General features: G+C 75.0%; 25 protein-coding genes. 16 read left to right on the top strand and 9 right to left on the bottom strand.

Features of this window, described 5'->3' with window-relative positions; translation table 11 throughout:
- Window positions 1–48: 48 nt before the first annotated feature.
- Window positions 49–855: an IclR family transcriptional regulator gene (locus tag LQU92_RS05100; RefSeq protein ID WP_230778175.1), complete on the bottom strand. Its 807-nt coding sequence runs from the start codon at window positions 853–855 to the stop codon at window positions 49–51.
- A gap of 25 nt (window positions 856–880) precedes the next feature.
- On the bottom strand, window positions 881–1,564 hold the full coding sequence (locus tag LQU92_RS05095) for an HD domain-containing protein (RefSeq protein ID WP_230778172.1): 684 nt from the start codon (window positions 1,562–1,564) through the stop codon (window positions 881–883).
- Window positions 1,565–1,762: 198 nt separating this feature from the next.
- Here LQU92_RS05095 and LQU92_RS05090 point away from each other — a divergent pair, with 198 nt between their 5' ends.
- The 6 genes from LQU92_RS05090 to LQU92_RS05065 all read left to right on the top strand — a co-directional run bounded on the left by LQU92_RS05090 (window position 1,763) and on the right by LQU92_RS05065 (window position 6,829).
- Window positions 1,763–2,095, top strand: a complete 333-nt coding sequence (locus LQU92_RS05090; RefSeq protein ID WP_308071582.1) for a CHY zinc finger protein — start codon at window positions 1,763–1,765, stop codon at window positions 2,093–2,095.
- Window positions 2,096–2,137: 42 nt separating this feature from the next.
- Window positions 2,138–2,908 carry an energy-coupling factor ABC transporter ATP-binding protein gene (locus LQU92_RS05085; protein WP_230778169.1) on the top strand — a complete coding sequence of 257 codons (771 nt, stop codon included), beginning with the start codon at window positions 2,138–2,140 and terminating at the stop codon, window positions 2,906–2,908.
- A complete protein-coding gene (locus LQU92_RS05080) occupies window positions 2,908–3,597 on the top strand; it encodes an energy-coupling factor transporter transmembrane protein EcfT (RefSeq protein ID WP_230778166.1) in 690 nt (229 codons plus the stop codon). The genes LQU92_RS05085 and LQU92_RS05080 overlap by 1 nt, the downstream gene beginning before the upstream one ends.
- 69 nt (window positions 3,598–3,666) lie before the next feature.
- Window positions 3,667–4,263: a biotin transporter BioY gene (locus LQU92_RS05075; protein ID WP_230778162.1), complete on the top strand. Its 597-nt coding sequence runs from the start codon at window positions 3,667–3,669 to the stop codon at window positions 4,261–4,263.
- Window positions 4,264–4,266: 3 nt separating this feature from the next.
- On the top strand, window positions 4,267–5,676 hold the full coding sequence (locus tag LQU92_RS05070; protein ID WP_230778151.1) for a class I adenylate-forming enzyme family protein: 1,410 nt from the start codon (window positions 4,267–4,269) through the stop codon (window positions 5,674–5,676).
- Window positions 5,657–6,829, top strand: coding sequence for a thiolase family protein (locus tag LQU92_RS05065; RefSeq protein WP_230778147.1), 1,173 nt, complete (start codon window positions 5,657–5,659; stop codon window positions 6,827–6,829). The genes LQU92_RS05070 and LQU92_RS05065 overlap by 20 nt, the downstream gene beginning before the upstream one ends.
- A gap of 72 nt (window positions 6,830–6,901) precedes the next feature.
- Here LQU92_RS05065 and LQU92_RS05060 read toward each other — a convergent pair whose 3' ends face one another.
- Entirely contained in the window at window positions 6,902–8,713 is a 1,812-nt protein-coding gene (locus tag LQU92_RS05060) for an NAD(P)/FAD-dependent oxidoreductase (RefSeq protein ID WP_230778145.1), read from the bottom strand.
- A 142-nt stretch (window positions 8,714–8,855) separates the two neighbouring features.
- On the opposite strand from LQU92_RS05060, the gene LQU92_RS05055 reads away from it, so the two are divergent.
- Window positions 8,856–9,962, top strand: coding sequence for a GAF domain-containing protein (locus LQU92_RS05055; RefSeq protein WP_230778142.1), 1,107 nt, complete (start codon window positions 8,856–8,858; stop codon window positions 9,960–9,962).
- Between the two features lie 67 nt (window positions 9,963–10,029).
- Here LQU92_RS05055 and LQU92_RS15225 read toward each other — a convergent pair whose 3' ends face one another.
- On the bottom strand, window positions 10,030–10,947 hold the full coding sequence (locus LQU92_RS15225; RefSeq protein WP_308071581.1) for a helix-turn-helix domain-containing protein: 918 nt from the start codon (window positions 10,945–10,947) through the stop codon (window positions 10,030–10,032).
- Window positions 10,948–11,224: 277 nt separating this feature from the next.
- Here LQU92_RS15225 and LQU92_RS05045 point away from each other — a divergent pair, with 277 nt between their 5' ends.
- Window positions 11,225–11,848: an AmiS/UreI family transporter gene (locus tag LQU92_RS05045; protein ID WP_230778139.1), complete on the top strand. Its 624-nt coding sequence runs from the start codon at window positions 11,225–11,227 to the stop codon at window positions 11,846–11,848.
- A gap of 18 nt (window positions 11,849–11,866) precedes the next feature.
- On the opposite strand, the gene LQU92_RS05040 is transcribed toward LQU92_RS05045, so the two are convergent.
- On the bottom strand, window positions 11,867–12,493 hold the full coding sequence (locus LQU92_RS05040; protein WP_230778136.1) for a TetR family transcriptional regulator: 627 nt from the start codon (window positions 12,491–12,493) through the stop codon (window positions 11,867–11,869).
- 107 nt (window positions 12,494–12,600) lie between these two features.
- Here LQU92_RS05040 and LQU92_RS05035 point away from each other — a divergent pair, with 107 nt between their 5' ends.
- Complete coding sequence (locus LQU92_RS05035; protein WP_230778119.1) at window positions 12,601–14,082, top strand: MDR family MFS transporter; 1,482 nt, start codon at window positions 12,601–12,603, stop codon at window positions 14,080–14,082.
- Here LQU92_RS05035 and LQU92_RS05030 read toward each other — a convergent pair.
- A complete protein-coding gene (locus LQU92_RS05030) occupies window positions 14,079–15,560 on the bottom strand; it encodes a PucR family transcriptional regulator (RefSeq protein ID WP_230778116.1) in 1,482 nt (493 codons plus the stop codon). The genes LQU92_RS05035 and LQU92_RS05030 overlap by 4 nt on opposite strands.
- A 97-nt stretch (window positions 15,561–15,657) precedes the next feature.
- Here LQU92_RS05030 and LQU92_RS05025 point away from each other — a divergent pair, with 97 nt between their 5' ends.
- The 7 genes from LQU92_RS05025 (at window position 15,658) to LQU92_RS04995 (ending at window position 21,984) form a co-directional block, all read left to right on the top strand.
- On the top strand, window positions 15,658–16,401 hold the full coding sequence (locus LQU92_RS05025; RefSeq protein WP_230778113.1) for a 5-oxoprolinase subunit PxpA: 744 nt from the start codon (window positions 15,658–15,660) through the stop codon (window positions 16,399–16,401).
- A gap of 56 nt (window positions 16,402–16,457) precedes the next feature.
- A complete protein-coding gene (locus LQU92_RS05020; RefSeq protein ID WP_230778110.1) occupies window positions 16,458–16,697 on the top strand; it encodes an acetyl-CoA carboxylase in 240 nt (79 codons plus the stop codon).
- A gap of 3 nt (window positions 16,698–16,700) precedes the next feature.
- A complete protein-coding gene (locus LQU92_RS05015) occupies window positions 16,701–18,065 on the top strand; it encodes an acetyl/propionyl/methylcrotonyl-CoA carboxylase subunit alpha (protein WP_230778107.1) in 1,365 nt (454 codons plus the stop codon).
- Window positions 18,062–18,982: an allophanate hydrolase subunit 1 gene (locus LQU92_RS05010; RefSeq protein ID WP_101852953.1), complete on the top strand. Its 921-nt coding sequence runs from the start codon at window positions 18,062–18,064 to the stop codon at window positions 18,980–18,982. The genes LQU92_RS05015 and LQU92_RS05010 overlap by 4 nt, the downstream gene beginning before the upstream one ends.
- Window positions 18,966–19,931 carry a biotin-dependent carboxyltransferase family protein gene (locus LQU92_RS05005; protein ID WP_101851057.1) on the top strand — a complete coding sequence of 322 codons (966 nt, stop codon included), beginning with the start codon at window positions 18,966–18,968 and terminating at the stop codon, window positions 19,929–19,931. Before LQU92_RS05010 ends, LQU92_RS05005 begins: the two co-directional genes overlap by 17 nt.
- Before the next feature lie 76 nt (window positions 19,932–20,007).
- On the top strand, window positions 20,008–21,519 hold the full coding sequence (locus tag LQU92_RS05000) for an amidase (RefSeq protein ID WP_230778105.1): 1,512 nt from the start codon (window positions 20,008–20,010) through the stop codon (window positions 21,517–21,519).
- Window positions 21,520–21,681: 162 nt separating this feature from the next.
- Window positions 21,682–21,984, top strand: coding sequence for a DUF4193 domain-containing protein (locus LQU92_RS04995; protein ID WP_230778102.1), 303 nt, complete (start codon window positions 21,682–21,684; stop codon window positions 21,982–21,984).
- 120 nt (window positions 21,985–22,104) lie between these two features.
- Here LQU92_RS04995 and LQU92_RS04990 read toward each other — a convergent pair whose 3' ends face one another.
- The 3 genes from LQU92_RS04990 to LQU92_RS04980 all read right to left on the bottom strand — a co-directional run bounded on the left by LQU92_RS04990 (window position 22,105) and on the right by LQU92_RS04980 (window position 25,540).
- Window positions 22,105–23,934 carry a calcineurin-like phosphoesterase C-terminal domain-containing protein gene (locus LQU92_RS04990; protein WP_374229641.1) on the bottom strand — a complete coding sequence of 610 codons (1,830 nt, stop codon included), beginning with the start codon at window positions 23,932–23,934 and terminating at the stop codon, window positions 22,105–22,107.
- A 196-nt stretch (window positions 23,935–24,130) separates the two neighbouring features.
- Window positions 24,131–24,847, bottom strand: coding sequence for a class F sortase (locus LQU92_RS04985; protein WP_230778099.1), 717 nt, complete (start codon window positions 24,845–24,847; stop codon window positions 24,131–24,133).
- A gap of 39 nt (window positions 24,848–24,886) precedes the next feature.
- On the bottom strand, window positions 24,887–25,540 hold the full coding sequence (locus LQU92_RS04980) for an excalibur calcium-binding domain-containing protein (protein ID WP_230778095.1): 654 nt from the start codon (window positions 25,538–25,540) through the stop codon (window positions 24,887–24,889).
- Between the last annotated feature and the right edge of the window lie 117 nt (window positions 25,541–25,657).

The following is a 25,657-nucleotide window of genomic DNA, read 5'->3' as shown; positions in this document are numbered from 1 at the left end:
GTGGATGGGACGTTCCGGCGGGGGCGCGCAGCGGGGCGTCGCTCCCGCTCAGGGGCGGGTCCCGGAGCGGGGGTCGACCGCGCGGCGGATCGTGCTCAGCGGCACGTGGGCGGTGGCGGCCTCGATCTGCTGGGCCACGCCCCGCAGCGTGGGCAGGTGGCGGGTCATCCCGGCCGCCTGGTTGGAGGCCATCACGAGCCCCAGGGCGGCCCCGATGCGCCTCTCCCGGTGGGGCACGGGCACCGCGATCGAGCAGGCCCCGAGCCGGACCTCCTCGGCGGTCGAGGCCCAGCCCTGCTCCCGCACGGCCGCGAGCTCCTCGGCCAGCCGCTGCGGGGCCACGTGGGTGTGCGGGGTGACCGCCGCGAGATCCTGCTGCAGGTAGGCCTCGCGCACCCACGGCTCCTCGAAGGCCAGCAGCACCTTCCCGACGGCGGTGGCGTGCAGGGGCAGGCGCCCGCCCACCCGGGAGGCCCGCGGCACCCGCTTGGAGCTGTAGGCGCGGTCGATGTAGAGGGCGTCGGTGCCGTCGCGCACGGCGATCTGCGCGGTCTCGCGGGTGAGGGAGTACAGGTCCAGCACGAAGGGCCGGGCGATCTCCCGCAGCTGCCGGCCCGCGTTCTGGCCCAGCTCCCACAGCCGCATCCCGACCTGGTAGCGGCCGTGGGCGTCGCGCCCGAGCGCGCCCCACTCCACGAGCTCGGCCAGCAGCCGGTGCACGGTGGACTGCGGCAGGCCGGTGAGCTCCACGATCTCGGCCTGGCTCAGCGCCCGGCGGTCGTTCTCGAAGGCGGCCAGCACGGCCAGGGCCTTGGACACGACCGAGCGCCCGGGCTCGTTGGACCGGCCGGCCATGCGCGCCTCCTCGGGGCGGGGCGCCTCAGCCCAGGGCCAGGCGCTCCGGTGCGTCGTCGACCGAGGCGACGGCCGCGAAGCCCGCGGCCATGACCCGCCCCGGCTCGGTGAACAGGTGGTCGTGGACACGGTAGCCGCACAGCCGGTGGGCCTGCTCGCGGGTCAGCCCGAACCAGCCCATGACCGTGGTGATCCCGTGCGGGGTGAGCCGCCAGATCTTGTCGGCGTCCTTGACCACGGCGTCGTCGGCGGAGAGCGCCTCGCGGCGGGAGTCGTGGCCGTCGACGATCGCGGTGATCCGCTCGATCAGCGCGGGCGGGTGGCCCACGTCCTCGAGGATCTCCCGGGCGATCCGGGCGCCCTCGATCTCGTGGGTGCGCACGAGATCGGGGCGTCCGCCGCCGGGGGCGATCGCCGAGAGCACGAGCTCGCGCGGCACGCAGGACCAGCCGGTGTCGTGCAGCAGGATCGCCGGCAGCACGACGTCCGGGTCCACCCCGGGCACGAGCGGCAGCAGCTGGCGGGCGATGCCCCAGGCGTAGAGGCTGTGGGCGTCGTTGTTGCGCACGTCCAGGTGGGGCCGGGCCCGCGCCCAGATCTCCTGCTCCGCGGCGGAGAGGCCGAAGACCCCGGCGACCTCGTCGGCGGGCGGGATCTTCGCGGCGAGGTCCTGGGTGGGCGCCCCGTGCGGCGCGGCGTCGGTGTGCATGCCGCCATGCCTACCCGACGACGACGGGGCGGCGGAAGACCCCTCGTCCACTCAGTGGACCTCGCAGCCGGTGCCCCGCACAGCAGCCCTGAGTCCGCGGTCCGAACCGGGCCTCCGGGGCAGCGCTGGAGGATCCGGGACAATGGTCCGCGGCAGGACGGATCGGGTGCACGGCCCGAGCCGGGGAAGGAGAACGACGTGCCGGAGGTGCTGGGCCCCACGGTCGACGACCAGACGCGGTGCGTCCACTACCGCACGCCCCTGGACGTGATCGCGATCAGGTTCCGGTGCTGCGGGGCGTACTACCCTTGTCATCGGTGTCACGAGGAGAGCGCCGGTCACCCGGCCGCGCAGTGGCCGGTCGCCGAGCAGGACACCGCGGCCGTGCTGTGCGGGGTGTGCCGCGCGGAGCTCTCCGTCCGGCAGTACCTGGCCGTGGAGGCCTGCCCCCGGTGCGGGGCGGGCTTCAACCCGGGGTGCCGGCTGCACGCCCACCTGTACTTCGAGCCGGACCCGTCCGGACAGCGCTGAGCCGGCCCGGGCGCGATCGGGCCGGGGAGGGAGGAACCGCACGTGTCGCTCCGTCATGCGCTGCGGCGCCCGTCCCACCGCGGGCAGCCCGCGGCCTCGGGGACCACCCCCGCGGACAGCCCCCGCGCCGGCGGCTCCGGCATCGAGCTGACCGGGGTGTCGGTGACCCGCGAGGACGTCGTCGTCCTGCGGGAGATCGACCTGGTGGTCGAGGAGCGGCGGGTGGCCGTGCTCGGGCTCAACGGCTCGGGCAAGTCCACGCTGGTGCGCCTGTTCAACGGCCTGCTGCTGCCCACCACCGGTGAGGTCCGGGTGGGCGGGGTCTCCACCGCCGAGGACGCCAAGCGGGTCCGGCGGGAGGTGGGCTTCGTGTTCCAGAACCCGGAGAACCAGATCGTGATGCCGCAGGTCGGCGAGGACCTCGCGTTCGGGGCGAAGAACCTGGGCCTGCGCGGGCCCGAGCTCACGGCCCGGGTGGACGCCGCGCTCGAGCGCCTGGGCATCGCCCACCTGCGGGAGCGGGAGTCCTATGCCCTCTCCGGCGGGGAGAAGCAGCTGGTCGCGCTGGCCTCCGTGCTGGTGATGGAGCCGTCCACGATCGTCTTCGACGAGCCGACCACCATGCTCGACCGCCGCAACCGCCGCCGCCTGCAGCGCGTCATCGACGAGCTCGACCAGCGCGCGGTCGTGGTGACCCACGACCTCGACCTGGTCGGCGGCTACGAGCGGGTGCTGGTGGTCCACGAGGGCCGCATCGCCTTCGACGGCGCCCCGGACGAGGCCCTCGCGTTCTACTGCGGGATCAGCGACTGATGGGCGCGCCCCCGCGCCCCGGCCACCGCGCGGCCCGCACCCACGGCGGCGTCCCCGCCGGCGTGCTGGCCCGGATCCCGGCCGGGCCGAAGTTCGGCTTCCTCTTCCTCGCCAGCCTCGGCATCTACGCCGTGGCGGACCTGCTGGTGCTCTCCGCGGTGTTCGTCCTGGCCGTCACGGCGGCGGTGCTGACCCGCACCCCGCTCCCCCGCCTCGCGCGGCTGCTGGCGGGACTGGTCCTGATCGTCGGGATCGTCGTGCTCACCCTGGGGCTGACCACGGGGTGGGTCGCGGCGGCCGTGTCGGGGCTGCGGCTGCTGAGCCTGTGCCTGTTCGCCTACGCGGTCAGCCTGAGCACCTCCTTCAGCGAGATGCTCGCCCTGTTCGAGCGCGTGCTGCGCCCCACCCGCCACCTCGGGCTCAACCCGGCCCAGACGAGCCTGGCGCTGTCGATGACGATCCGGTTCATCCCCGAGATCCGCGCGAAGTACCTCGAGGTCCGCGAGGCCCAGTTCGCCCGGGGCCTGCACAACAGCCCGGTGGCCGTGCTCGTGCCCCTGATCGTGCGCACCCTCGAGTCCGCCCAGGAGATCTCCGACGCCCTCGACGCCCGCTGCTTCGACTCCGCGCCCGCCCCCGGGCGCGCACCGCGGTCCACGACGACGGCGCCCGCCCCGCCTCCCGGCTGAGCCCGCCACCCGCCGCGGGACCCGATCGCACCCCTCTCCGCCCGTTCCCCACCCGCCCCGAAGGACGCCATGGCCGCCCAGAACCCGCAGACCACCCAGAACACCGTGCTCGTCGCGGTCTTCGCCGCCCTCATCGCCGCCCTCGGGCTCGTCCCGCCGATCACGGTCGGGATCGTCCCGGTGCCGATCACCCTCCAGACCCTCGGCGTCATGCTCGCGGGCGCCCTGCTCGGGCCGTGGCGGGGGATGCTCTCCGTCGTCGTCCTCCAGGTCCTCGTCCTCGCCGGGCTGCCCCTGCTGGCGGGCGGGCGCGGCGGGCTCGGGGTGTTCCTCGGCCCGACCGGCGGCTACCTGGTCGGCTGGATCCCGGCGGCGCTGGTCACCGGCCTGCTCGTGCAGCACTGGGCGCTGCGGCGCACCGGGGCCACCGCCCGGTTCCTCGCGATGCTGCTGAGCACGGTCCTCGGCGGGATCCTCGTCATCTACGCGTTCGGCGTCCCGTGGACCAGCGTGGTCACCGGCCTGCCGCTGCCCACCTCCGCACTGGGCTCGCTCGTGTTCGTCCCGGGCGACCTGCTCAAGGCGGTCGTGGCCAGCCTGGTGGCGGTCAGCGTCCACCGCAGCTACCGGCGCCTGCTGGGCGGCGTGCCCGCCGCCGCCCGGTAGCCCGTGCCCTTCCTCGACCGGCTGGCCCGCTGGGCCGCCGAGCGCCCCGGGGAGACCGCCGTCGCCTGCGCCGGCGATGCCCTGACCTGGGCCGGGCTGCGGGACGCCGCCGCAGCACTGGCCGCCTCCGGGGAGCCCACGGGGATCCTGCGGCGGCCCAACGGCACGGACCTCGCCGTCCGCTGGGCCGCCGGGGTCGCCGAGGAGCGGGCGTGCGCGGTCCTCGACCCGTCCTGGCCGCCCGAGCAGGCCGCGGCGGTGCTGCGCCGGTGCGCGCCGCTGCTGCCCGCCGCCCCCGCCCCGGCCCGGCTGCGCGACGGCGACCCCGCCTCGACCTTCCTGCTCGGGCTGACCTCGGGCACCACCTCGACGCCCAAGGGCTTCGCCCGCAGCCGCGGCTCCTGGCAGCGCTCCTTCGAGGCCTCGGCCGCGTGCTTCGAGCTCGGTCCGGGCGAGCGGGTGCTGGCCCCGGGGCCGCTGAGCACGAGCCTGAACCTCTACGCGCTCTCCGAGTGCCTGTGGGCCGGGGCCGCCTTCACCACGCTGCCGCGCTTCGACGTCGCCGCCGCCCACGCCCTGGTCGCCGGCGGCGGGACGACCCGCCTGGTCGTCGTGCCCACGATGCTGCGGGTGCTCGCCGAGCGCGGCCTCGCCGTGGGCGCCGGCGCCCGCGGGCTCACCGCGATCGTGTGCGCCGGCCAGCCCCTGGACCCCGCCACCCTCGCCGCGGCCCGCCGGTGGGCCCCGGACGCCGTGATCTGGGAGTACTACGGCGCCGCCGAGCTCGGCTTCGTCGCCGCCCGCCGCCACGACCCCGGCGAGCCCCTCGAGCCCGGGGACACGAGCGTGGGCGCGGCCTTCCCCGGCGTCGAGCTCGCCGTGCTCGACGACACCGGCCGGCCCGTGCCCGAGGGCCGGCCCGGCACGATCGGCGTCCGCTCCCCGTTCGTCTGCGACGGCTACCTGTGGGGCGACGACGGCCTGGCCCTGGCCCGCCTCGGCGGGACGACCACCGTGGGCGACCGAGGGTTCCTCCGCGGCGGCCGGCTGCACGTGCTCGGCCGGGCCGCGGAGATGATCGTCACCGGCGGGCACAACGTCTACCCGCACGAGGTCGAGGCCGCCCTGACGGCCGTGCCGGGGGTCGCCGCCGCCGTCGTCGTCGGCCTCCCCGACGGCGCCCGGGGCCAGCGCGTGGTCGCCGGGATCCTGCCCGCCCCCGACGACGACGGGGCCCGCCTCGACCGCACCCGCCTGCACGCCGGGCTCGCCGGGCGGCTGGCCCCGGCGAAGCTCCCCCACCGCTACGTCCGGCTCACCGAGCTGCCCCTGACGGCCGGCGGCAAGGTCAGCCGCCGGCTCCTGCGCGAGCGCATCCTGGAGGAAGACCCCCGTGCCCGTCCCCTCGGCTGAGCCCGGCGCGCCCCTGCTCCTCCTCGGCCGCCGCACCCCGCTGACCCGGGCGGGGACCGCGCTCGCGCACGTGCCCGTCCACCGGCTCCTGGCCCCGGTGCTGCGCGCGCTGCTCGAGGAGACCGGCCTGGCCCCGGAGCAGGTCGCGGACATCGTGGTGGGCAACGCCGTGGGCGCCGGCGGCAACCCCGCCCGGCTCGCCGCCCTCGAGGCCGGGCTGCCGCAGTCCGTGCCCGGCCTCACCGTGGACCGGCAGTGCGGGTCCGGCCTCGACGCGGTCGTGCTCGCCTGCCGCCTGGCCCGCGCCGGGGCCGGGCGGGCGTTCCTCGCCGGCGGCGCCGAGAGCATCAGCACCGCGCCCCTGCGCGGACGGCGCCGGGAGGACGGCGGCGTCGAGTTCTACCGCCGCGCGCAGTTCGCCCCGGAGCACCTGGGCGACCCGGACATGGGCGAGGCTGCCGAGACGGTCGCCCGCGAGCACGGCATCGGCCGGGAGCGCCAGGACGCCTTCGCCCTGCGCAGCCACCGGCGGGCGCTGGCCGCCGCGGCCGCCGGGGCGTTCGCCGCCGAGCTCGTGCCGGTGCGCACCCCGGGCGGGACCGTTGCCGCCGACAACGGCCCCCGCCCGCGCCTGGACGCGGCGCTGCTGGCCCGCTTCCCGCCCGTCTTCGCCGTCGGCGGCGCCGTGACCGCCGGCAACTCGTGCGGGGACGCCGACGGCGCGGCCGCCGTCCTCGTCGCCGACCCGGCCACCGCCCGCGAGCTGGGCACGGCCACGGCGCTGGCCTTCCGCGGGGCCGCCACGGTGGGGGTCGATCCGGCCCGGCTGGGCCTGGGCGCCGCCGTGGCCGCCCGGCGACTGCTCGCCGAGCAGGCCGTGCCCGTCGCGGCGCTGGCCGCGGCCGAGTTCAACGAGGCCTTCGCCGGACAGGTGCTGGCCTGCACCGACCTGCTCGGCCTCGACGAGGAGGTGCTCAACGCCGAGGGCGGGGCCCTGGCCCTCGGCCACGCCTACGGCGCCTCCGGGGCGGTGTCGGTGGTGCGGCTGCTCGCCCGCGCCCGGGAGCTGCCCGAGGGCAGCCTGCTGCTGGCGATGATCAGCTCCGCCGGGGGCATCGGCACGGCGGCCCTGTTCGAGAAGGCCGCCCTCTGACCGCGGGCACCTGACGGGGCGGGGCGCCGGGACGATCGGTCCGTCCCGGCGCACCGCTCCCGTGGCGGGGGCTCACCGGGGGTGGTGGGACTCCTCGAGACCGTAGACCGGGGTGGGCACGCCCTCCATGCGGGCCTTCAGCTGCAGGGCCAGGTACTTGGAGTAGTGCCGGCTCTGGTGGAGGTTCCCGCCGTGGATCCAGAGGTTCTCCACGTTGGTGGGCTTCCACATGTTCCGCAGCTCACCCTCCCACGGGCCGGGGTCACGGGTCGTGTCGGAGCCGTAGCCCCAGCACTTGCCGACCCGGTCCGCGACCTCGGGGGAGATCAGGTCGGCGAGCCACTCGTTCATGGACCCGTAGCCGGTGGCGTGGACGACGAGGTCGGCCGGCAGCTCGGTCCCGTCGGCGAGGACCACCGCATCCTCCGTGAGGTGGTCGACCTGCCCGGTGGCCAGCCGGACCCGGCCGTCGATGATCAGCTGGGAGGCGCCCACGTCGATGTAGTACCCGGAGCCGCGGCGCAGGTACTTCAGGAACAGCCCGGAGCCGTCCTCGCCGAAGTCGAGGTCGAAGCCGGCCGCCTCGAGCGCCTCGTAGAACTCCTTGTCCCGCTCGGCCATCGCGTCGAACGCCGGCCGCTGGACCTCCGGCAGGACCCGGTAGGGCCAGGAGGCGAAGAGCATGTCCGCCTGCTCCGTGGTGATGCCCGCCTCGAGGGCCTCCTCCGAGTAGAGGGGCTTGAGGACGAGGTCCATAAGGGACTCGCTGCGGGAGATGTGGGTCGAGGAGCGCTGGACCATGGTCACCTCCGCCCCGTGCTCCCACAGGTCGGCGCAGATGTCGTGGGCGGAGTTGTTGGAGCCGATGACCACGGCCCGCTTGCCCGCCCAGTCGTCGCCGCCGGCGTGGGCGGAGGAGTGGTGCTGGGCGCCGCGGAAGGTCTCGGCGCCGGGGAAGTCGGGGATCCGCGGGTAGCCGGAGACGCCCAGGGCGAAGACGAGCTGGGTCGGGTGCAGCACGAGCTCCTCGCCGTCGCGGTCCACGACGACCGTCCACGTCCCGGACGCCTCGTCCCACTGCGCCGACCGGCACTCCGTCCTCGACCAGTAGTTCAGCTCCATGATGTCGGCGTAGTGCATCAGCCAGTCGGCCACCTTGTCCTTGGCGGGGAACACCGGCCAGTCGTCCGGGAACGGCAGGTAGGGCATGTGGTCGTACCAGACGGGGTCGTGCAGGTGCAGGGACTTGTAGCGGTTGCGCCAGGCGTCGCCGGCCTTCTCGTGCTTGTCCACCACGATCGTGGGGATGCCCAGCCGCCCCAGCCGGGCGGCGAGGCCGATCCCGCCCTGGCCGCCGCCGACGACGAGGCAGTACGGCTGCTCGTCGCGGCCCAGGGACTCCTCCCGGGCCCGGCGCCGCTCCAGCCAGGTGGTGCGCTCGCGGGTGATCTCGTGGACGACGCCGCGGTCCCGGCGCGGGCCCTTCCGCTCCTCGAACCCGCGCAGGTCCTGCAGCGTGGTGAGCAGGGTCCACGCCTTCCCGTCGCGCAGGCGCAGATGGCCCCACCCGGCGCCTGCGGCGGTCGCGAAGCGCAGCCAGCACTCCGTGACGCCGTCCGCCGTCGTCGGCTCCCCCTCGACCTCCCAGCCGGCGGGCCGCACGTGGGGCAGGGTCTCGGCGAGCATGCGGCGGATCTGCTCGCGGCCCTCGAGGGTCTTGAGGTTCCAGGTGAACGCCAGGAAGTCGCGCCAGAAGCCGCCCTCCTCGAACAGCTCGGCCGCGGCCCCCGCGTCCTCGGCGGCGAGGGCGTCCTGCAGGGCGGCCAGCCAGGTGCGGGCGGTGTCCGTGCCGGCCGCCACGCCAGTCTCGTCGATCTGGGTCATCGTTCCTCCTCGGTGTACGCCGGGGCCCCGGTGGCATAGGGTCCGGTGTGATGCGTGTCACCACTGTGGGGCCGCGGGGGTTTCCCCGGCGTTGCATCGGGGCCGCGGCACGATCACCGGGCGCGGAGGACGGAGGAGCGCTGTGCACAGCCGAGGATCGACGGAGGCGCCGGAGCGGGTGCGCTCGGCCTGGGAGCGGTGCACCGCCCGCGGGCTGTCCCGGGACCTGGACGGCCCGCGCGAGGTGCTCCCGGACCGGACGGTCGAGGAGCTGCGGGCGGCCTCCCCGCTGCGGGCGCACGTCGAGACGGTCGCCGACCTGCTCGGCGTGGCCCGCGATCCGTCCGAGCCCCGGGTCGCGGTCCTGACGGCCCCCGACGGCACGGTGCTGTGGCGCCGCGGGGGCCGCGCGCCGCTGGGCCGGGCCGACGGGCTCGGCTTCGTGGAGGGCGCCGGCTGGGACGAGCACGGGGTGGGCACCAACGCGATCGCCCAGGCGCTGCGCAGCGGGACCGCGGAGGAGCTGCGCGGGACCGAGCACTTCGCCCGCGCCCACAGCGCGTGGGACTGCACCTCCGCGCCGGTGCGCGACCCGCACGGCGGCGAGGTGCTCGGGGTGCTCGACCTCTCGGGCCCGCGCGGCAGCGCCACGCAGGACACCCGGGGCCTGGTCCGCTCGGCCGCCCGCGTCGTGGAGACCCTGCTCGCCGCCCAGGCCCCGGCGCGCCCCCGCCCCGCGGGCCCCGGTGCGGTCCCGTCCCTGGAGCTGCGCCTGCTCGCCGAACCGGCCACGGCCCGGGTGGGCGGCGGGGACGAGCTCCCGTTGCCGACGCGCTCGGCGGAGATCCTCGCGCTGCTGAGCCTGCGCGAGCGCGGGTGGAGCGCCGAGGAGATGGCCTACGCCCTCTACGGGGAGCAGGGCACCCCGGGCACCGTCCGCACCGAGATCCACCGGGTCCGCCGCCGGCTCGGGGCGGTGCTCACCACCGGCCCCTACCGCTTCGCCGACCCGGCGGGGGTCACGAGCGACGTCGCGCGCCTGCGGGACGCCCTCGAGCACGGCGAGGTCGCCCGGGCGCTGAGCATCTACCGGCAGCCGCTGCTGCGCTCCTCGGAGCTGCTCAGCATCGAGGAGTGGCGGGCCGAGCTCGACCGGGAGACCGCCGAGGCCGTGCGCCGCAGCGGCGACCCCCGGTTCGCGGCCCGCTGGGCCCACACCGAGATGGGCCACGCCCAGGGGTGCGACTGAGCGGCGACGACGGGCGGCGCCGGACGCCGCCGCGGCGGGTCCGGCCCGCCGGTCTCGGCGGGAAGCGCTACCGCCCGAGGGTCTCGCGCGGGTAGACCCCGTAGGCGCGGCGGTAGGCGGCGGCGAATCGGCCCGGGTGGGCGAAGCCCCAGCGCAGGGCGATCTCCCGGACGGTGTCCCCCCGCGCCGGGCTGCCGGCCGCCAGGTCCGCGTGGGCGGCGGCGAGGCGGGTCCGGCGCAGGTGCTGGAGCGGGTGCAGGCCCAGCGGGTGGTTGGCGCGGAACGCCCGCACGAGCGCGGGTGTGGTGGTCCCGGTGGCCCGGGCGGCGTCCTCCACGCTGACCGGCAGGGAGGCGTGGGCGTCGAGGAACTCGACGCCCACCCGGTAGCGGCGCGCCTGGGCCTCCATGGACAGGGTGCGGCGGACCGGATCTCCCGCCAGCGGGAAGCACTCCAGCGCGGCCACCGCCAGGTGGCGGGTGAGGTCCGCCCGGACGAGCTCCGCCTCGAACGCCCCCGAGTTCACCGCCTCGCGGGCGATCCCCGACAGCCGCGTCCAGTACGTCCCCAGCCGGGCGCTCACCGGCTCGGTGGAGAGGAAGCGCACGGGCTCCTCCTCGGTGCCGTAGACCGTCCCTGCGACCTCCTGCAGCAGGCGCGGGGCCAGGTTGATGTTGGTGACCTCCACCCCGGCGCCGACGACGAGCGCCGGGTGGCCGGGGCGGAACAGCGCCGGGCCGCGCACGCCGCTGCCGGTCTCGTCGCGGGTCCGCCAGTCGTAGCGCTCGGCCCGCACGTCCGCGGCGCAGAAGACCTCGGTCTCGCCCCACGCCGAGTAGGCGCCCTCGAGGCGCAGCTGGACCACGGTGAGGCGCTCGTCGCCGTCGTGGCGGTGCCGGTAGACGAAGTCCTCGCCGACGGGCTCGAAGGAGAAGGGCACCCCGACGTCCTCGAACAGACCGCGGACGGCCTCGGAGCTGGCCACGGTGGCCTCGTGGCGCACCACCCCGCTCATCGGGCACCGCCGCCGGAGGCGATCGCCCTGGGCGCGGCGGCCCGGTCGGAAACAGGCATGGATCATCCCCTCCGCACCCGGCGCACGACCCCCGTGCGCCGCAACCGAGGTCCATCCTCGCCGGGCCGCCCCCTGCCGGACAACCCTGTGCGGCGGCTCCCGTGATAAGAACCATGATCGAGACCACCAGGAGGTTGCCATGACCGGAAGCGCTGTCCACCGTCCCGCCCGCAGGGGCCGGTGAGCCGTGGCTGCCGTCGGCCTGCTGTACGTCGGGGCGGTCCTGTTCGTCAACGGGGTGATGCTCCTGGGGCGGATCCCGCCGAAGGCGGCGGCCCCGCTGAACCTGTTCGTGGGCGCGCTGCAGGTCCTCACCCCGACGTACCTGATCATCTCCGCCGACGGCGAGACCGGACGCATCATGCTGGCCTCCGGCCTGTACTTCTTCGGCTTCACCTACCTGTGGGTGGGCATCAACGCCATCACCGGCTGGCCCGACCAGGGGCTGGGCTGGTTCTCGCTCGTGGTGGCCGTCAGCGCCGTCGGCTTCGCCGTCCACTCCTGGGTGGGTCTGGGGGACCGCGCCTTCACTGCGCTGTGGCTGATGTGGGCCGTGCTCTGGCTCGCGTTCTTCGCCCTCATGGCCCTGGACCGGCCGCACCTCGGACCGGCCGTGGGCGTACTCGCCATCGGCAATGCCGTGGTGACCACCGGGATCCCGGGCTTCGCCCGGCTCGCCGACTGGTGGCAGGACTCCACCGCGCTCGCCCTGACCATCACCGTGGCCGGGCTCGTCCTGCTGGCGGTGTGCCGCCCGCTGGGCCGGGTCCTGGCCGCTCGCACCCCGGCATCGCCCGACGCCACGGGGTAGGCGGCGCGCTGTTGCCGGTCAGCTCCCGGTCGGCAGCGAGTGCGGGCGCAGGTCCTGCATGAGCGCCACGAAGCGCTCGTCGGCGCGGGCCACATCCTCGGCGCTCCGGGCGGCGGAGACGACCGCGTGCAGGTGGGCGAACGAGGCGCCCACCAGGGCGCGGGCGACCACCCGGTCCGCCTCCCGGCCGGGGGCGCGCCGCTCCTGCCGCTGCACCAGCGCGTCGGTGAGCCGCTCCTGGAGCCGGTCGAACTGGCGCAGGTAGGCGGCCAGGAGCACGGGACTGTCACCGATGATCCGCTGCAGCCGCTGCACCCGGCCCGTCTCGAACGGGCCCATCAGCAGCGCGCGGACGGAGTGGGCGCAGACCACCGTGAGGGTCTCCCAGACGTCCTCCTCGAGCGGGCGCTCCGCGAGCAGGGTGAGCATCTGCGCGTAGGCGTGCTCGTAGGGCAGGAGCACGACCTCGTCCTTGGCGGCGAAGTAGCGGAAGAAGGTCCGCTCGGAGGTCCCGACCGCCCGGGCGATCTCCTCGACCGTGGTCCGCTCGAAGCCGTGCTCCGCGAACAGGCCGAGGGCGACCTCCGCGATCCGGTCCCGGACCGCGTCGCGCGAGACCTGGCGCAGCGATGACGTCGGATTCATGCCCCCACCCTACCGCTCGTGTCAGTGACTGACACGAGCGCTGTACACTGTCATTCCTTGCGTGCCACAGCACGTGAGCGACGCACGAGCAGGACCGAGGAACCGACATGACCGCGATCCCCGAGACCACCGAGACCGCCCCGCCCGGAGGGCGGACGAGGCGCGGGATGACCGTCATGATCGGCGTCCTGCTGGTGGCGGCCTTCGTGATGGTGCTCAACGAGACGGTGATGAGCATCGCCCTGCCCCACGTCATGGCGGACTTCTCCGTTCCGGCCTCGACGGCGCAGTGGCTCACCACGGTGTTCATGCTCACGATGGCCGTGGTCATCCCGCTGACGGGCTTCGTCCTGCAGCGCTTCGCGAGCCGGGCCGTGTTCGCCGGGGCGCTGCTGCTGTTCACTGCGGGCACCCTGCTGGCGGCCGTGGCCCCCGCCTTCGGGGTCCTGGTGGCCGCGCGGGCGCTCCAGGCGGCCGGCACCGCGGTCGTCCTGCCGCTGCTGACCACCACGATCCTCACCTTCGTCCCCGTCCAGCGCCGGGGCACCGTGTTCGGCCTCGTCTCCGTGGTGATCTCCGTGGCGCCGGCGGTCGGCCCGACCCTGTCGGGGGTGATCCTCTCGGCCTTCGGGTGGCGGGCGGTGTTCCTCGCCGTCCTGCCCGTCGCCGTGCTCGCGCTCGTCCTCGGACTCGTGCTGGTGCGCGACATCGGCACCCCGCGCCCGCTGCCGCTCGACCTGCCCTCGGTGCTGCTGTCCGCGACCGCGTTCGGCGCGCTGATCTTCGGGCTCTCGAGCATCGGCGAGTCCACCGAGGGCCACGCCCTGCTGCCCCCGGCCCTGCCGGTCGCGGTCGGCGCCGCGGCGCTGGTCCTGTTCGTGCGGCGCCAGCTGCGCCTGCAGCGCGAGGACCGGGCGCTGCTGGACCTGCGGCCCTTCGCCCTGCGCCCGTTCTCGATCGGCGTGGTCGTCCTGCTCATCGCCATGGCCTCGCTGTTCGGCGCACTGATCCTGCTGCCGCTCTACCTGCAGAACGTCCGCGGTCTCTCCGCGCTCGAGACCGGCCTCGCCGTGCTGCCCGGGGGCGTGCTCATGGGCGTGGTCGCCCCGTTCGTCGGCCGCCTCTACGACCGCGTCGGCCCCCGCCCGCTGGCGGTCCCCGGGGCCGTGGTGCTCGCGGCAGCGCTGTTCCTCATGGCCTTCCTCTTCGACGAGCGCACCGGGGCGGTCACCGTCACGCTCCTGCACATGCTCCTGACCCTCGGGCTCGGCTTCCTCATGACCCCGCTGATGACCTCCGCGCTCGGGTCCCTCCCCCAGCACCTCTACTCCCACGGCAGCGCCATCATGAACACCCTCCAGCAGCTCGCCGGGGCGGTCGGCACGGCGCTGTTCGTCACCCTCATGGCCCTCGGCACGGCCGGCGCCGCCGCCGCGGGCGCCCCGGAGACCGCCGCTCAGGCGGCGGGCATCCAGCAGGCCTTCCTCGTGGGCGCCGGCGTGGCGGTCGTCGCGGTGATCGCCGCGTGCTTCGTCCGCGGGCCCGAGACCCGGGCGGCTCAGGCGGCGAGCGGCGGGGACACGGCCTAGACCCGCACGAGCCGCAGGGCCACGGCGAGCGCCGCGAGGGTCTCGCCGTCGGCGAGGTCCCAGCCGGTGATCGACCGGATCCGCTGGAGGCGCCCGGTGAGGGTGTTGCGGTGCACGCCCAGGGCCGCGGCGGCCGGCCCGCGCTGACCGCCGCACCCGACGACGGCCTCGAGGGTGCGCAGCAGCACCCCGGAGGGGTCCTCCCGGCGGAGGCGGTCGAGCAGGTCGGCGGCGAGGTCCCGGGCCCCGATGGGCGCGGAGCGGGCGACGAGCTCCAGCAGCGTCTGCTCGCCCGGGCGCGTCATGGCCCCGCCGGCCCGGGCCTCGGCGAGGGCCACCGGCAGGGAGGTGCGCAGGTCCCCCGGCACGGCGGCCACCGGGGTCATGGCACCCCCGATCCGGTGCTCGCCGGCGAGGCCGCGGAGGCGCTCGAACAGGGCGTCCAGGCGCGCCGGCCTCGCCACGGACGCGCCCTGGACCACGAGGACCTGCACGCCGCCGGCCTCGGCCTGCCGGACGGCGAGGCCCTCGGCCTCGAGGACGCTGCGGATCCGCCACAGCTGGAAGTGCCGGACCCGCCGGGTCCCGGGGGCGGCCGGGGTGCCGGCGTGCGCCCCGGTCTCGCCCAGGTCCAGGCACAGGGCCACGGCCGGGCGCGCCGGGTGCAGCCCGGCGGCCTCCACGGCCTCCTCCACGGCCCGGGCCGTGGCGCCCGGGGCGAGCAGCGCGTCCACGAACGGCTGCGCCGCCCCGGGGGCGGCCGTCCCGCCCAGGGACTGGGCGACGTGCATCGCGACGATCGCCGCGGCCGGCCCGGCGACGTCCCGCCCGACCGCGGCCGGGACCACCAGGGAGCACTGCCCGGCGAGGTCGCCGGGCAGCGGCAGACGGCGCGCCGTCGTCGTGCTCCCGTCCCCCACCTGCCGGCCGCGGGAGGCGAAGAGCACCGCCCCCGCCGGGTCCGTCAGGGCCACGGGACCGCCGGCGGCGTCCTCGAGGTGGTCGAGCAGGACCGTGACGTCCACCCCCTCGGCGGCGAGCCGGGCGCAGGAGTCGGCGAGGTCCCAGGCGCGCTGGGCGGTGCGGAATCGCTCGGTGGCCAGCGCCGACTCGACGTGGCGCATGAGCAGCAGGGTGGGCACGTCCGCCATCAGCTCGAGCACGGGGACGTCGTGGGCCCCGGCCGCCTCGACGAGCCCGGCGGGCACCGCGCCGTGGGCGTCGCCGGTGCTGAAGACGATCCCGGAGACCGGCACCCGCGCCAGCCGCTCGGCGTAGGCGTCCCAGGTCCGCAGGTCCTGGAAGTTCAGTCCCATGCCGGTGGTGAGCACCAGGGCGTTGGTCGTGAGGTAGGCCGAGGGGTCCAGCAGCTCGGTGGGCGCGCACCACGAGACGGGCCGGGCCAGGCGCTGCGTGGCGGTCGGGGTGTGCAGCACCAGGTGCAGGACCGGGTCGGCCAGCAGGTCGGTCAGGTCCACGGGGTTCCTGCGGGGCAGTGCGTCATGCACAGGAATTTACGCCGGACCGGGCGCCGTGCCCATTCCGCCGGGCGGGCCCGCTTCCTACGCTGTGACCATGACCACAGCATCGAGCCGTCCCACCGTGAACTCGGACATGGGCGAGGGCATCGGCCTGCACCGCTTCGGCAACGACCCGGAGCTGATGGAGGTGGTCGACCTCGCCAACGTGGCCTGCGGCTTCCACGCCGGGGACCCGGACATCATGTCCGCCACCGTCGCCGCGGCCGCGGCCCGCGGCGTGCGCATCGGCGCCCACCCCTCCCTGCCCGACCAGTGGGGCTTCGGCCGCCGGGCCATGGTCCTGACCCCGGAGGAGGTCGAGTCCCTGGTCCGCTACCAGGTCGGGGCGCTCACCGGGTTCCTCCTCCAGCACGGCGCACCGCTGCACCACCTCAAGCCGCACGGCTCCCTCTACGGCATGGTCGCCCGCGACCCCGCGCTGATGGAGTCGGTGGCCAAGGTCGCCGCCGACCACGGCGTGGCCGTGCTCGGGCTGGCCGGCACCGCCCACGAGTCCGTCTGCGCCGAGCGCGGGGTCCCCTTCGTGGCCGAGCTCTACGTGGACCTGGACTACGACGCCGAGGGCGGGCTGATCATCCAGCGCACCCCGCACGCCACCGACCCCCGGGCCGCCGCCGAGCGCGTCACCCGGGCCCTGACCACCGGGCGGATCGCCGCCGTGGACGGCACGGAGCTGCCGGTGCGCTTCGACTCCGTGTGCGTGCACTCCGACGCCCCCGGCGCCCCGGCCGTGGCCCGCGCCGTGCGCGAGGCCCTCGACGCCCACGCGGCCGGCTGACCCGGCCCGCCCACCCGACCGAGCACCACGAGCACGAACCGCCGAAAGGACCCACCATGGCCGAGATCCAGTCCCCGCTGCCGGGCGTCTTCTACCGCAAGCCCGGCCCCGACAAGGACCCCTACGTCCAGGAGGGCGAGCGCGTCGAGGCCGGCCAGGTCATCGGCATGGTCGAGATCATGAAGCAGTTCACCGAGGTCCACTCGGACGTCGCCGGCACCCTCGAGAGCTTCTCGGTCGAGGACGCGGCCATGGTGAACCCCGGGGACGTCATCGCCGTCGTCGCCGAGGGCTGAGCCGTGGCGATCTCCACCCTGCTGGTCGCCAACCGCGGCGAGATCGCGGTGCGCATCCTGCGCTCCGCCCGGGACATGGGCATCCGCACGGTGCTCGCCGTCAGCGAGATCGACCGGGACTCGATGGCGGCCGGGCTCGCCGACGAGGTCGCCGTCGTCGGCCCCGCCCCCGCCCAGGCCTCCTACCTCAACGCCGAGGCGATCGTGCTCGCCGGCAAGGAGGCCGGCTGTGACGCGGTGCACCCCGGCTACGGGTTCCTCTCCGAGAACGCCGCCTTCGCCCGCCGCGTCCAGGAGTCCGGGATGACGTGGGTGGGCCCCGACCCCGACGTCATCGACCTCATGGGCCACAAGACCCGCGCACTGGAGGCGGCCGTGGCCGCCGACGTACCGGTCCTGCCCGGCTCCAACGGTCCCCTGACGGACGACGACGACGCCGTGCTCGCCCTGGGCCGGGAGGTCGGCTACCCGCTGGTCATCAAGGCCTCGGCCGGGGGCGGCGGGCGCGGCATCCGCCTGGTCCGGGCCGAGGAGGACCTGCTGAAGACCGTCGACGTCGCCCGCGCGGAGGCCTCCGCGAGCTTCGGGGACCCCACCGTCTACCTGGAGCGCTTCGTCGAGCACGCCCGGCACGTGGAGGTCCAGGTCCTCGGCGACGGCGAGACCTTCCTGCACCTGGGCGACCGCGACTGCTCCCTGCAGCGGCGCTCCCAGAAGATCGTCGAGGAGGCGCCGGCCCCTGAGCTGCCCGACCACGTCCGCGAGCGCATCCGCGCCTCGGCCGTGAACCTGGCCCGGCTGGCGAAGTACACGGGCGTGGGCACGGTCGAGTACCTCTACGACCCCGTCCGCCACGAGGCCGCCTTCATCGAGATGAACACCCGCCTGCAGGTGGAGCACCCGGTCACGGAGTTCGTCACCGGGGTGGACCTCGTCGCCGAGCAGCTGCGGATCGCCGCCACCGGGCGCACGCGGCTGCGGCAGGAGGACATCTCCTTCGACGGCCACGCCATCGAGTGCCGGATCAACGCCGAGGACCCGGACCGCAACTTCCTGCCCAGCCCGGGCAGGCTCACCCGCCTGGACTGGCCGGAGGGCGAGGACTACCGGGTGGACGCCGGGGTGCGCGAGGGCGACACCGTCGCCCCCTTCTACGACTCGTTGCTGGCCAAGCTGATCGTGCACGGCCACGACCGGCAGGAGGCCGTGCGGCGGATGAGCGATGGCCTGGCCGCCACGCACATCGAGGGCATCAAGACCACGGTGCCCCTGCTGGCGCGGCTCGTGACGGACCCGCGGTTCGAGGCCGTGGAGCACTGGACCACCTACATCGAGACCGAGATGCCGAGCCCGGGGGGCGCACGATGACCGAGCAGTCGACCGAGATCCTCTACCTGCCCAACGCCCGCTACACGTGGGGCGGGGACGAGTTCCTGTTCGTGGAGTTCGACGAGGCCATGAACCTCACCGCCAACTACCTGGCCACCACGGTCGCCCACGGCCTGGAGCAGCTGGACCTGGCCGGCGTCGTCGACGTCTGCCCCGCCAACGCGTCCCTGCTGGTGCGCTTCGACCCCGACGTCCTCGAGGGCGAGGAGCTCAGGCGCCGCGTCCAGGAGCTCGAGGCCCAGGCCCGGACCGCCACCCAGCACACCGTGGAGACCCGCATCGTCGAGGTCCCCGTCTGGTACCAGGATCCCTACACCGCCGAGGTCGTCCAGCGCTTCCGCGAGGGCTACCACCAGGACCCCTCCGGCACGGACCTGGACTACGCCGCGAAGGTCAACGGCCTCGAGGACGCCGCCGAGTTCATCCGCCGCCACCACGAGTCCCCGTGGCTGGTGTCGATGGTCGGGTTCGTGGCCGGACTGCCGTTCATGTACCAGCTCGTCCCGCGCGCCCGGCAGCTGGAGGTGCCCAAGTACCTCAGCCCCCGCACGGACACGCCCCCGCTGACCGTGGGCCACGGCGGGTGCTTCGCCTGCATCTACTCGGTGCGCGGTGCCGGCGGCTACCAGATGTTCGGGGTCGCGGCCGCCCCGATCTACGACCCCGGCCAGGAGCTGCCCGACTTCGAGGACTTCCTCATCCTCTTCCGCCCCGGCGACCTCGTGAAGTTCCGCCCCGTGGACGAGGCCGAGTACCGGGCCGTCCAGGAGCGGGTCGAGGCCGGCACCTGGCGGTACAAGCAGGCGCCCGTGACCTTCGACGTCGAGGCCGCGCTCGCCGATCCCGACACCTACAACCGCACCCTGCTGGAGGCCCTCGATGGCGCTGAGAACTGAGCAGCCCGGGCTGCTGACCACCGTCCAGGACCAGGGGCGGATCGGGTACTACAACGTCGGCATCCCGCAGGGCGGGGCGATGGACCAGGAGTCCGCGCAGGCCGCCAACAAGCTGGTGGGCAACACCGCGGCCGAGGCCGTGCTGGAGTGCACCTACATGGGCCCGGCCTTCACGGTCGACGCCCCCACCACGATCGCGGTCGCCGGCGCGCAGGTGCCCGTGCTCGTCAACGGGCAGGAGCAGCCCCCGTGGACGCGCCTCGAGCTGGCCGAGGGCGACGCCGTCACGTTCGGCGTGGTCCGGGGCGGGGCCCGGTTCTACCTGGCCGTGCGCGGGGGCGTCGACGTGCCCGAGGTCCTCGGCTCGCGCTCGACCTACGCGATCGGCCGGCTCGGCGGGATGGGCGGACGCAAGCTCGAGGCCGGCGACGTCGTCCCCGTGGGCCGCCCCACCGGGGAGCTGCCCGCCGTCGCCGAGCTGCCGGAGTCCCTGCGCCCGGCCCTGGGCGGAGCCCAGGAGCTGCGCATCGTGTGGGGGCTCTACGACCACCTGCTCACCGAGGAGGGCCGCCGCCGGCTCGTCGAGGAGGAGTGGCGGCTCACCCCGGTGGCCGACCGCATGGGCCTGCGCTACGAGGGCCCCGGCGTGGAGTGGATCCGGCGGGAGCAGCCCTTCGGCGCCGGCTCCGACCCGTCGAACATCGTCGACGCCGGCTACGCCGTGGGCTCGATCCAGGTCCCCGGCGGCACCCAGCCGATCGTGCTGCACCGCGACGCCGTCTCCGGCGGCGGCTACGCCATGGTCGGCACCGTGATCTCCGCGGACATGGACCTGCTGGCCCGCGCCACCCCCGGGACCGTCACCCGGTTCCGTGCCGTGCCGATGGAGGAGGCCCTGCGGGCCCGCCGGGAGCGAGCGGCACGGCTGCAGGAGATCTGGGCGCTCTGACCGGCCCGCGCACGACCGACCACCCGCACACCACGGCCGCCCCCGCCCCGGGGGCGGCCCGAGCACGAGGGGAACCATGAGCCTGAGCTGGAACATCGAGGAAGCCACGATCGCGTCCGTCCACGCGGCCTACCGGGAGGGACGGGCGACCGTCCGCGAGGTCGTCCAGGCCTACCTCGACCGGATCGAGGCCCTGGACGCCGCCGGCCCGGGGCTGAACTCCGTGGTGACGGTCTCGGCGACCGCCCTCGAGGAGGCCGACGCCCTGGACCTGAAGTACGCCGCCCGCGGGGAGCTCTCGGGCCCGCTGCACGGCGTGCCCGTCCTCGTGAAGGACCAGGTCGCCACCGGCGGGCTGCGGACCACCTACGGCAACCGCTGCACCGCCGAGCACGTCCCGGTCGAGGACGCCCCCGCGATCGCCCGGCTGCGGGCGGCGGGCGCCGTGATCCTGGGCAAGACGACCATGCCGGACTTCGCCACCTCGTGGTTCTCGACGTCCTCCGTCTCCGGGGTGACGAAGAACCCCTACGCGCTCTCCCGCGACCCCGGCGGCTCCAGCAGCGGCACGGGGGCGGCGATCGCCGCGAACCTGGCGCTCGTGGGCATCGGCGAGGACACCGGCGGCTCCATCCGCCTGCCCGCCTCCTTCTGCAGCCTCGTGGGGGTGCGCGTGACCCCCGGGCTGATCAGCCGGCAGGGCATGTCCCCGCTGGTCGTCCCCCAGGACACGGCGGGGCCGATGACCCGGACCGTGGCCGACGCCGCGGCGGTGCTCGACGTGCTCGTCGGCTTCGACCCGGGCGACGACTACACGGCCGCCGTGCGGCACCGGCGCGGGGCCGGGTCCTTCGCCGAGGCCGCCGCGGGCGGGTCGGTGCGGGGCCGGCGCCTCGGGGTGCTGCGCGGTGCCTTCGGCGACGACGCCGACCCGGAGGCCGCCGCCGTCAACCGCGTCGTCGAGGCCGCCCTCGAGCGGCTGGCCGCGGCCGGCGCGGAGCTGGTCGACGTCGAGGTCCCCGGCCTGATGGACTACGTGGGCTTCACGTCCCTGTACTTCACCCGCTCCCGCCAGGACATGAACGCCTTCTTCGCCGCCCACCCGGAGACGGGCATCAGCAGCGTGGACGAGGTCCGCGCCCGCGGCGACCACGACCCGCACCTGGACCTGTTCGAGGGCATCACCGACGGGCCCGAGGACCCGCGCACCGACCCGGAGTACCTGGACCGGGTGCTGGCCCGCGAGGAGTTCGTGCGCGCCGTGCAGGGCCGGTTCGTGGAGCTGGACCTGGACGCGATGGTCTTCCCCGACGTCCAGCTCGCCGCCCCCACCCACGAGGACGTGCTCGGCGGCCGGTGGACCTGCCTCACCTACCCGACCAACACGGTGATCGCCTCCCAGCTGCACTTCCCGGCGGCCACCGTGCCGGCCGGGTTCACGGACGGGGACCTGCCCGTGGGCCTGGAGATCATGACCTCCGGCTTCGAGGAGACGGACCTGCTCGCGCTCGCCCGCGGCGTCGAGGAGGTGCTGGACGCCCGGCGCGCCCCGCGGCTGGAGGCCGGCGCCGACCCGCTCACCGCGTAGCGGGCGGCGCCCGCCGCCGGGGCGGCATCCGGCACATTGCGCCGGGTGCCGCCCCCGCGGCGCGTTCTCACCGATCGCTCATCTTCGCCGGGTATGCTCCGATCCTTCCGGCGCCGGAGCTCTCCGCGCCGCACCGAACGCTCGAGGAGGAGCCACCCCGCCATGGCCACCGATTACGACGCTCCGCGCACCCGGCCCGAGGACGAGCCGGCCACCGCATCCCTGGCCGTGGTCCAGGCCCGCGGCGCGACCGCCCAGGCCCCGGCGATCGACCTGGAGGACGCCGACACCGCCGAGGGCATCGACCTGCCCGGGGCGGACCTCTCCCACGAGGAGCTGACCATCCAGGTGATCCCGGAGCAGACGGACGAGTTCACCTGCGGCTCGTGCTTCCTGGTCCGCCACCGCTCCCAGCGCGCCCGGGAGAGCAAGGGCACGGTCTACTGCATCGACTGCGAGGGCTGAGCCCCACCGGGACCGACAGCTGACGACGACGGCGCCGGTGCTGCCCCGCGAGAGGGGCGGCGCCGGCGCCGTCGTCCGTCGGGCCGTCCGCACCGGCGCGGGACCCGCACGGCACGATGACTAGCCGGTCACCTCGAAGGTGAGGGTCTCGGTGAACTCGCGTCCGTGGACGTCGGTCGCGGTGACCTCGGCGGTGTGCTCGCCCGCGGGCAGGTCCGCCGGCAGCTCCAGGCGCCACAGGTGCATCGAGCGGTCGGCGAGGCTGCCGCCGTGGACGAGCTGCTCCTGCACGGCCGCCGGGTCGGACCACTGCGCCCCCACGCGCTGAGCCTCGCCCTGCATCGGCTGGGTGCGGACGGCCTCGAGCGGCTCGCCGCCGTCCACCCGGACCTCGACCTCGGAGCCGGTGGAGCCCATCCAGAAGTTGGTGGTCAGCCAGGTGGTGCCGGCGAGGTCCTCGCGGCTGACGGTCAGCGGGTCCTCGAACGCCGGGGCGGAGCCCTTGTCCGCCACGTTGGCCTCGTACCAGTCGCGGTAGCGGGGGGTGTTCAGGCCGAGGGCCATCTGCTCGGAGGCGTCCTCGCCACGGACGGTGAAGCGCTCGGTGACCTGCGTGTTCCTGATGTCCAAGGTCAGCACGCCGGGCATCCCGCCGTCGCGCTGGACGGCCAGCGGGTAGCCCTCGGGCAGGGTGCGCCCGGAGTACCAGTCCCCGGAGATCGCTCCCGCGGTGATGTGGGTGAACGGCAAGCCGTCCACGCCGAAGACCTCGGACCAGCCCTCCATCCGGTCGCCCTCGCGCAGGTTCTCGATGCTGTGGGTGTGCCCGCCCAGGGCGACGACCTCTCGGCCCTCGAGGATCTCGTGGATCTCCTTGACCTGGTCGACCTGGTGCTTGGCGGAGCCCTGGTCGGCGTAGTCGAGCAGCGGGATGTGGGCGGCCAGCACGATCACCGTGTTCTCGGGAACCTGAGCGATGTCGTTGCGCAGCCACTCGAGCTGGCGCTCGTCCAGCGACCCGTTGTAGCCGCCGCCCTCGAGCGGGTACTCCACCGTGTTCAGGGCGACGACGTGGGCCTTGCCGGCGTCGTAGCTGTAGTACTCCGGCCCGAGCTGGGCGCGGAAGGTGTCGAAGGTGTGCTCGCTGTCGGTCGCGTCGAAGTCGAGGTCGTGGTTGCCCGGCAGGAAGCGGGCCGGGCCGTTGAGCATCCCCGACAGCTCGCGGGTCTGCGGGTAGAGGGAGAGGTCGTCGCCCACGACGTCGCCGATGAACAGCGCACCGCACCCGGCGTAGTCCTCCCGGGCGGCGAGGTCGGCGAACGCGCCGTTGCGGGCGTGCTCGACCTGCTCCTGGGTGTAGGTCTGCACGTCCCCGCCGATCACGCAGCTCTGGTCGGGGGACTGCGTGGCCTTCGACTTCGCGAGCGGGAAGTTCACGGCGTCCGGCAGCGGGCCGGTCGGCGCGATCCCGCCGTACGTCAGCTCCGGGGAGCCCTCGGGGAGGTGGTGGTAGAAGAACTGGGCCACGTTGTCCTCGTCCACCGGCACCTGCCAGCCCCGCGGCTGGGTGACGGAGACGGTCATGTTCTCGTAGGCCGGCAGCTCGTAGCGGCCCCGGGCGTCGGTGGTGACGACGTCGCGGCCGTTGGTCACCGTGACGCCGCCGATGCCGCGCTCGCCGCGGTCCTGGACGGAGTCGCGGTCGCGGTCGTCGAAGACGGTGCCGTCGAGAACCTGCTGGTCCTCGTCGGTGCCCTCGACGACGTCGACACCGCCACGGTAGGCCGTCTCGGCCCAGTCGGCGCCGCTCTTCCCGGCGGGGTCGGCGGGGGCCGCGGTGGCGGCGACGGGGGCGAGCAGGGCGGCACACAGGCCAAGGACGGCCGCGCCGGTGGTCGTGCGCAGCGGACGGACGGGGGCAGGGCGGAACAGGTGGGGGGTCGTGTTCACGGACGAGCTCCTGGTCGGCGGGAGGAGCCGGCTCCAGCGGCCGGCCGCCGCCAGGATCACGGACGCAGGTGACGTCCGGGCGGCCTGCGTCCTACGCCGGGGCGAAGCCTGATCAACGGCGGTGAAATCGGTGAATCCTGTGAATGTGGTGAGTTCCGTGACCGTGCGCCCGTCGCACGGCAGCGGCACCGCGGTCTCAGCCGGCGAGCGTCGCGAAGACGACGTAGTTGTCGTCGAACTCCCCCGTGAGCCAGTCGTAGCCGTCGCAGGTGATCAGCCGCAGCTCGGGCCCCTCGGTGTTCCCGTAGACGGCGCGGGTGTCGAACGCGTCCTTGGTGTACTGCTCGGCGCGCTCCACGGCGAACACGGCGGTGGTGCCGTCCGCCCGGTCCACCTCGATCGTGTCCCCGGGCGCGAGCTCGCGCAGGCCGGCGAAGACGCCGGGGCCGCCGCCGGTGGCATTGACGTGGCCGAGCAGGATCGCGGGCCCCCGCTCCCCCGGCGTGGGCGAGCCGTCGTACCAGGCCGCGGGCGAGCCGGGCGCCTCGGGCGGGACCTCGAGCGCGCCGTCCTCGCGCAGCCCCAGGTGCAGCAGCCCCGAGTCGGTGCCGGTCGAGGGGATCCGGACGGCGACCGGGGCCGACTCGGCCATCGGCGCCGGGACGCCGGCCGGCGTGCTCGCCGGACCGGAGGTGGGCTCGGCGGAGGCAGCGGCGGCCGGTGCGGACGACGTCGGGGCGGCGGACGGCGCCGGCCTCCCGGACGGCACGGACGCGGAGGACGACGACGCCGGAGCCGTCGCGGCCTCTCCCGTCTCCCCGGAGGAGTCCTGGGCGCAGCCGGTCAGCAGCAGGGCGGCGACCGCCGCAGCGGCGAGGAGGCCGCTGCGGCGGTCGCGGGAGATGGTCGGCACGGGCACGAACCTATCCCGTGGATCCCGGCCTGCGGGTGCTCAGGCCCGGGCGGCGCGGCGGCGGACCGCCACGGTCGCACCGGCCGCGGCGGCCAGGGTCAGGCCACCGGCGAGCGCGAGGCCCGGCACGGCGGACTCGCCCTCGGCGCCGGTGTCGGCACCGCCCACGGGCACCTGGCTCACCTGGCCGTAGCCGCTGCCGCCGTTGTTCCAGGACTCCGGCACCCAGTCGATGATCTCGTGCTGCTGCACGCCGTCGTCGGTGCCGTCGGCGTCGCAGCCGTAGCCGTCGCGGTCGGCGTCCAGATGCAGGCCGTAGGCAGGATCCCAGGACGGGATGTTGGTCCGGCCGGCGGCACGCGCCTCGGTGCAGTTGTCGAAGACGGCGCTGTCCTGGACGACGTCGTTCTGCACACCGTTGACCGGGTTCGGCGCGACCGGGCTCGACGGGATGTTGCCCGGCACACGCGAAGCGTCGTACGAGAAGTTGTCGTTCTCGCAAGCCACGCCGTCGTAGGGCTGGTCCAGGTGGTAGCCGTACCCGGGCTGCCCCTCAGGAATGTTGCCGACGCCCACCGCATAGGCATCGGCGCACCGGTCGAAGGCGAAAGGCGCGGCCGAGGCCGGCGCCATCGACAGTCCCGTGAACCCGGCGGCGGCCAGTGCGGCCAGCGCTGCTGCAGTCTTCTTCATCGTGCTTCCTCCAAGTGTGTGCGAACGTGATCCGTTGCACTTTCATCGTAGGAAGGGTGATCACGGACGGGCCGAAACCGACGGCGACACGACCCTGAGACGGCTTCGACCTGCGGA

It is taken from the genome of Kocuria sp. LUK (genome assembly GCF_021012935.1).
GTDB lineage: Bacteria > Actinomycetota > Actinomycetes > Actinomycetales > Micrococcaceae > Kocuria > Kocuria flava.
The sequence above is the reverse complement of the archived record's forward strand: the minus strand, read 5'-3'. Positions and strand labels throughout refer to the sequence as shown.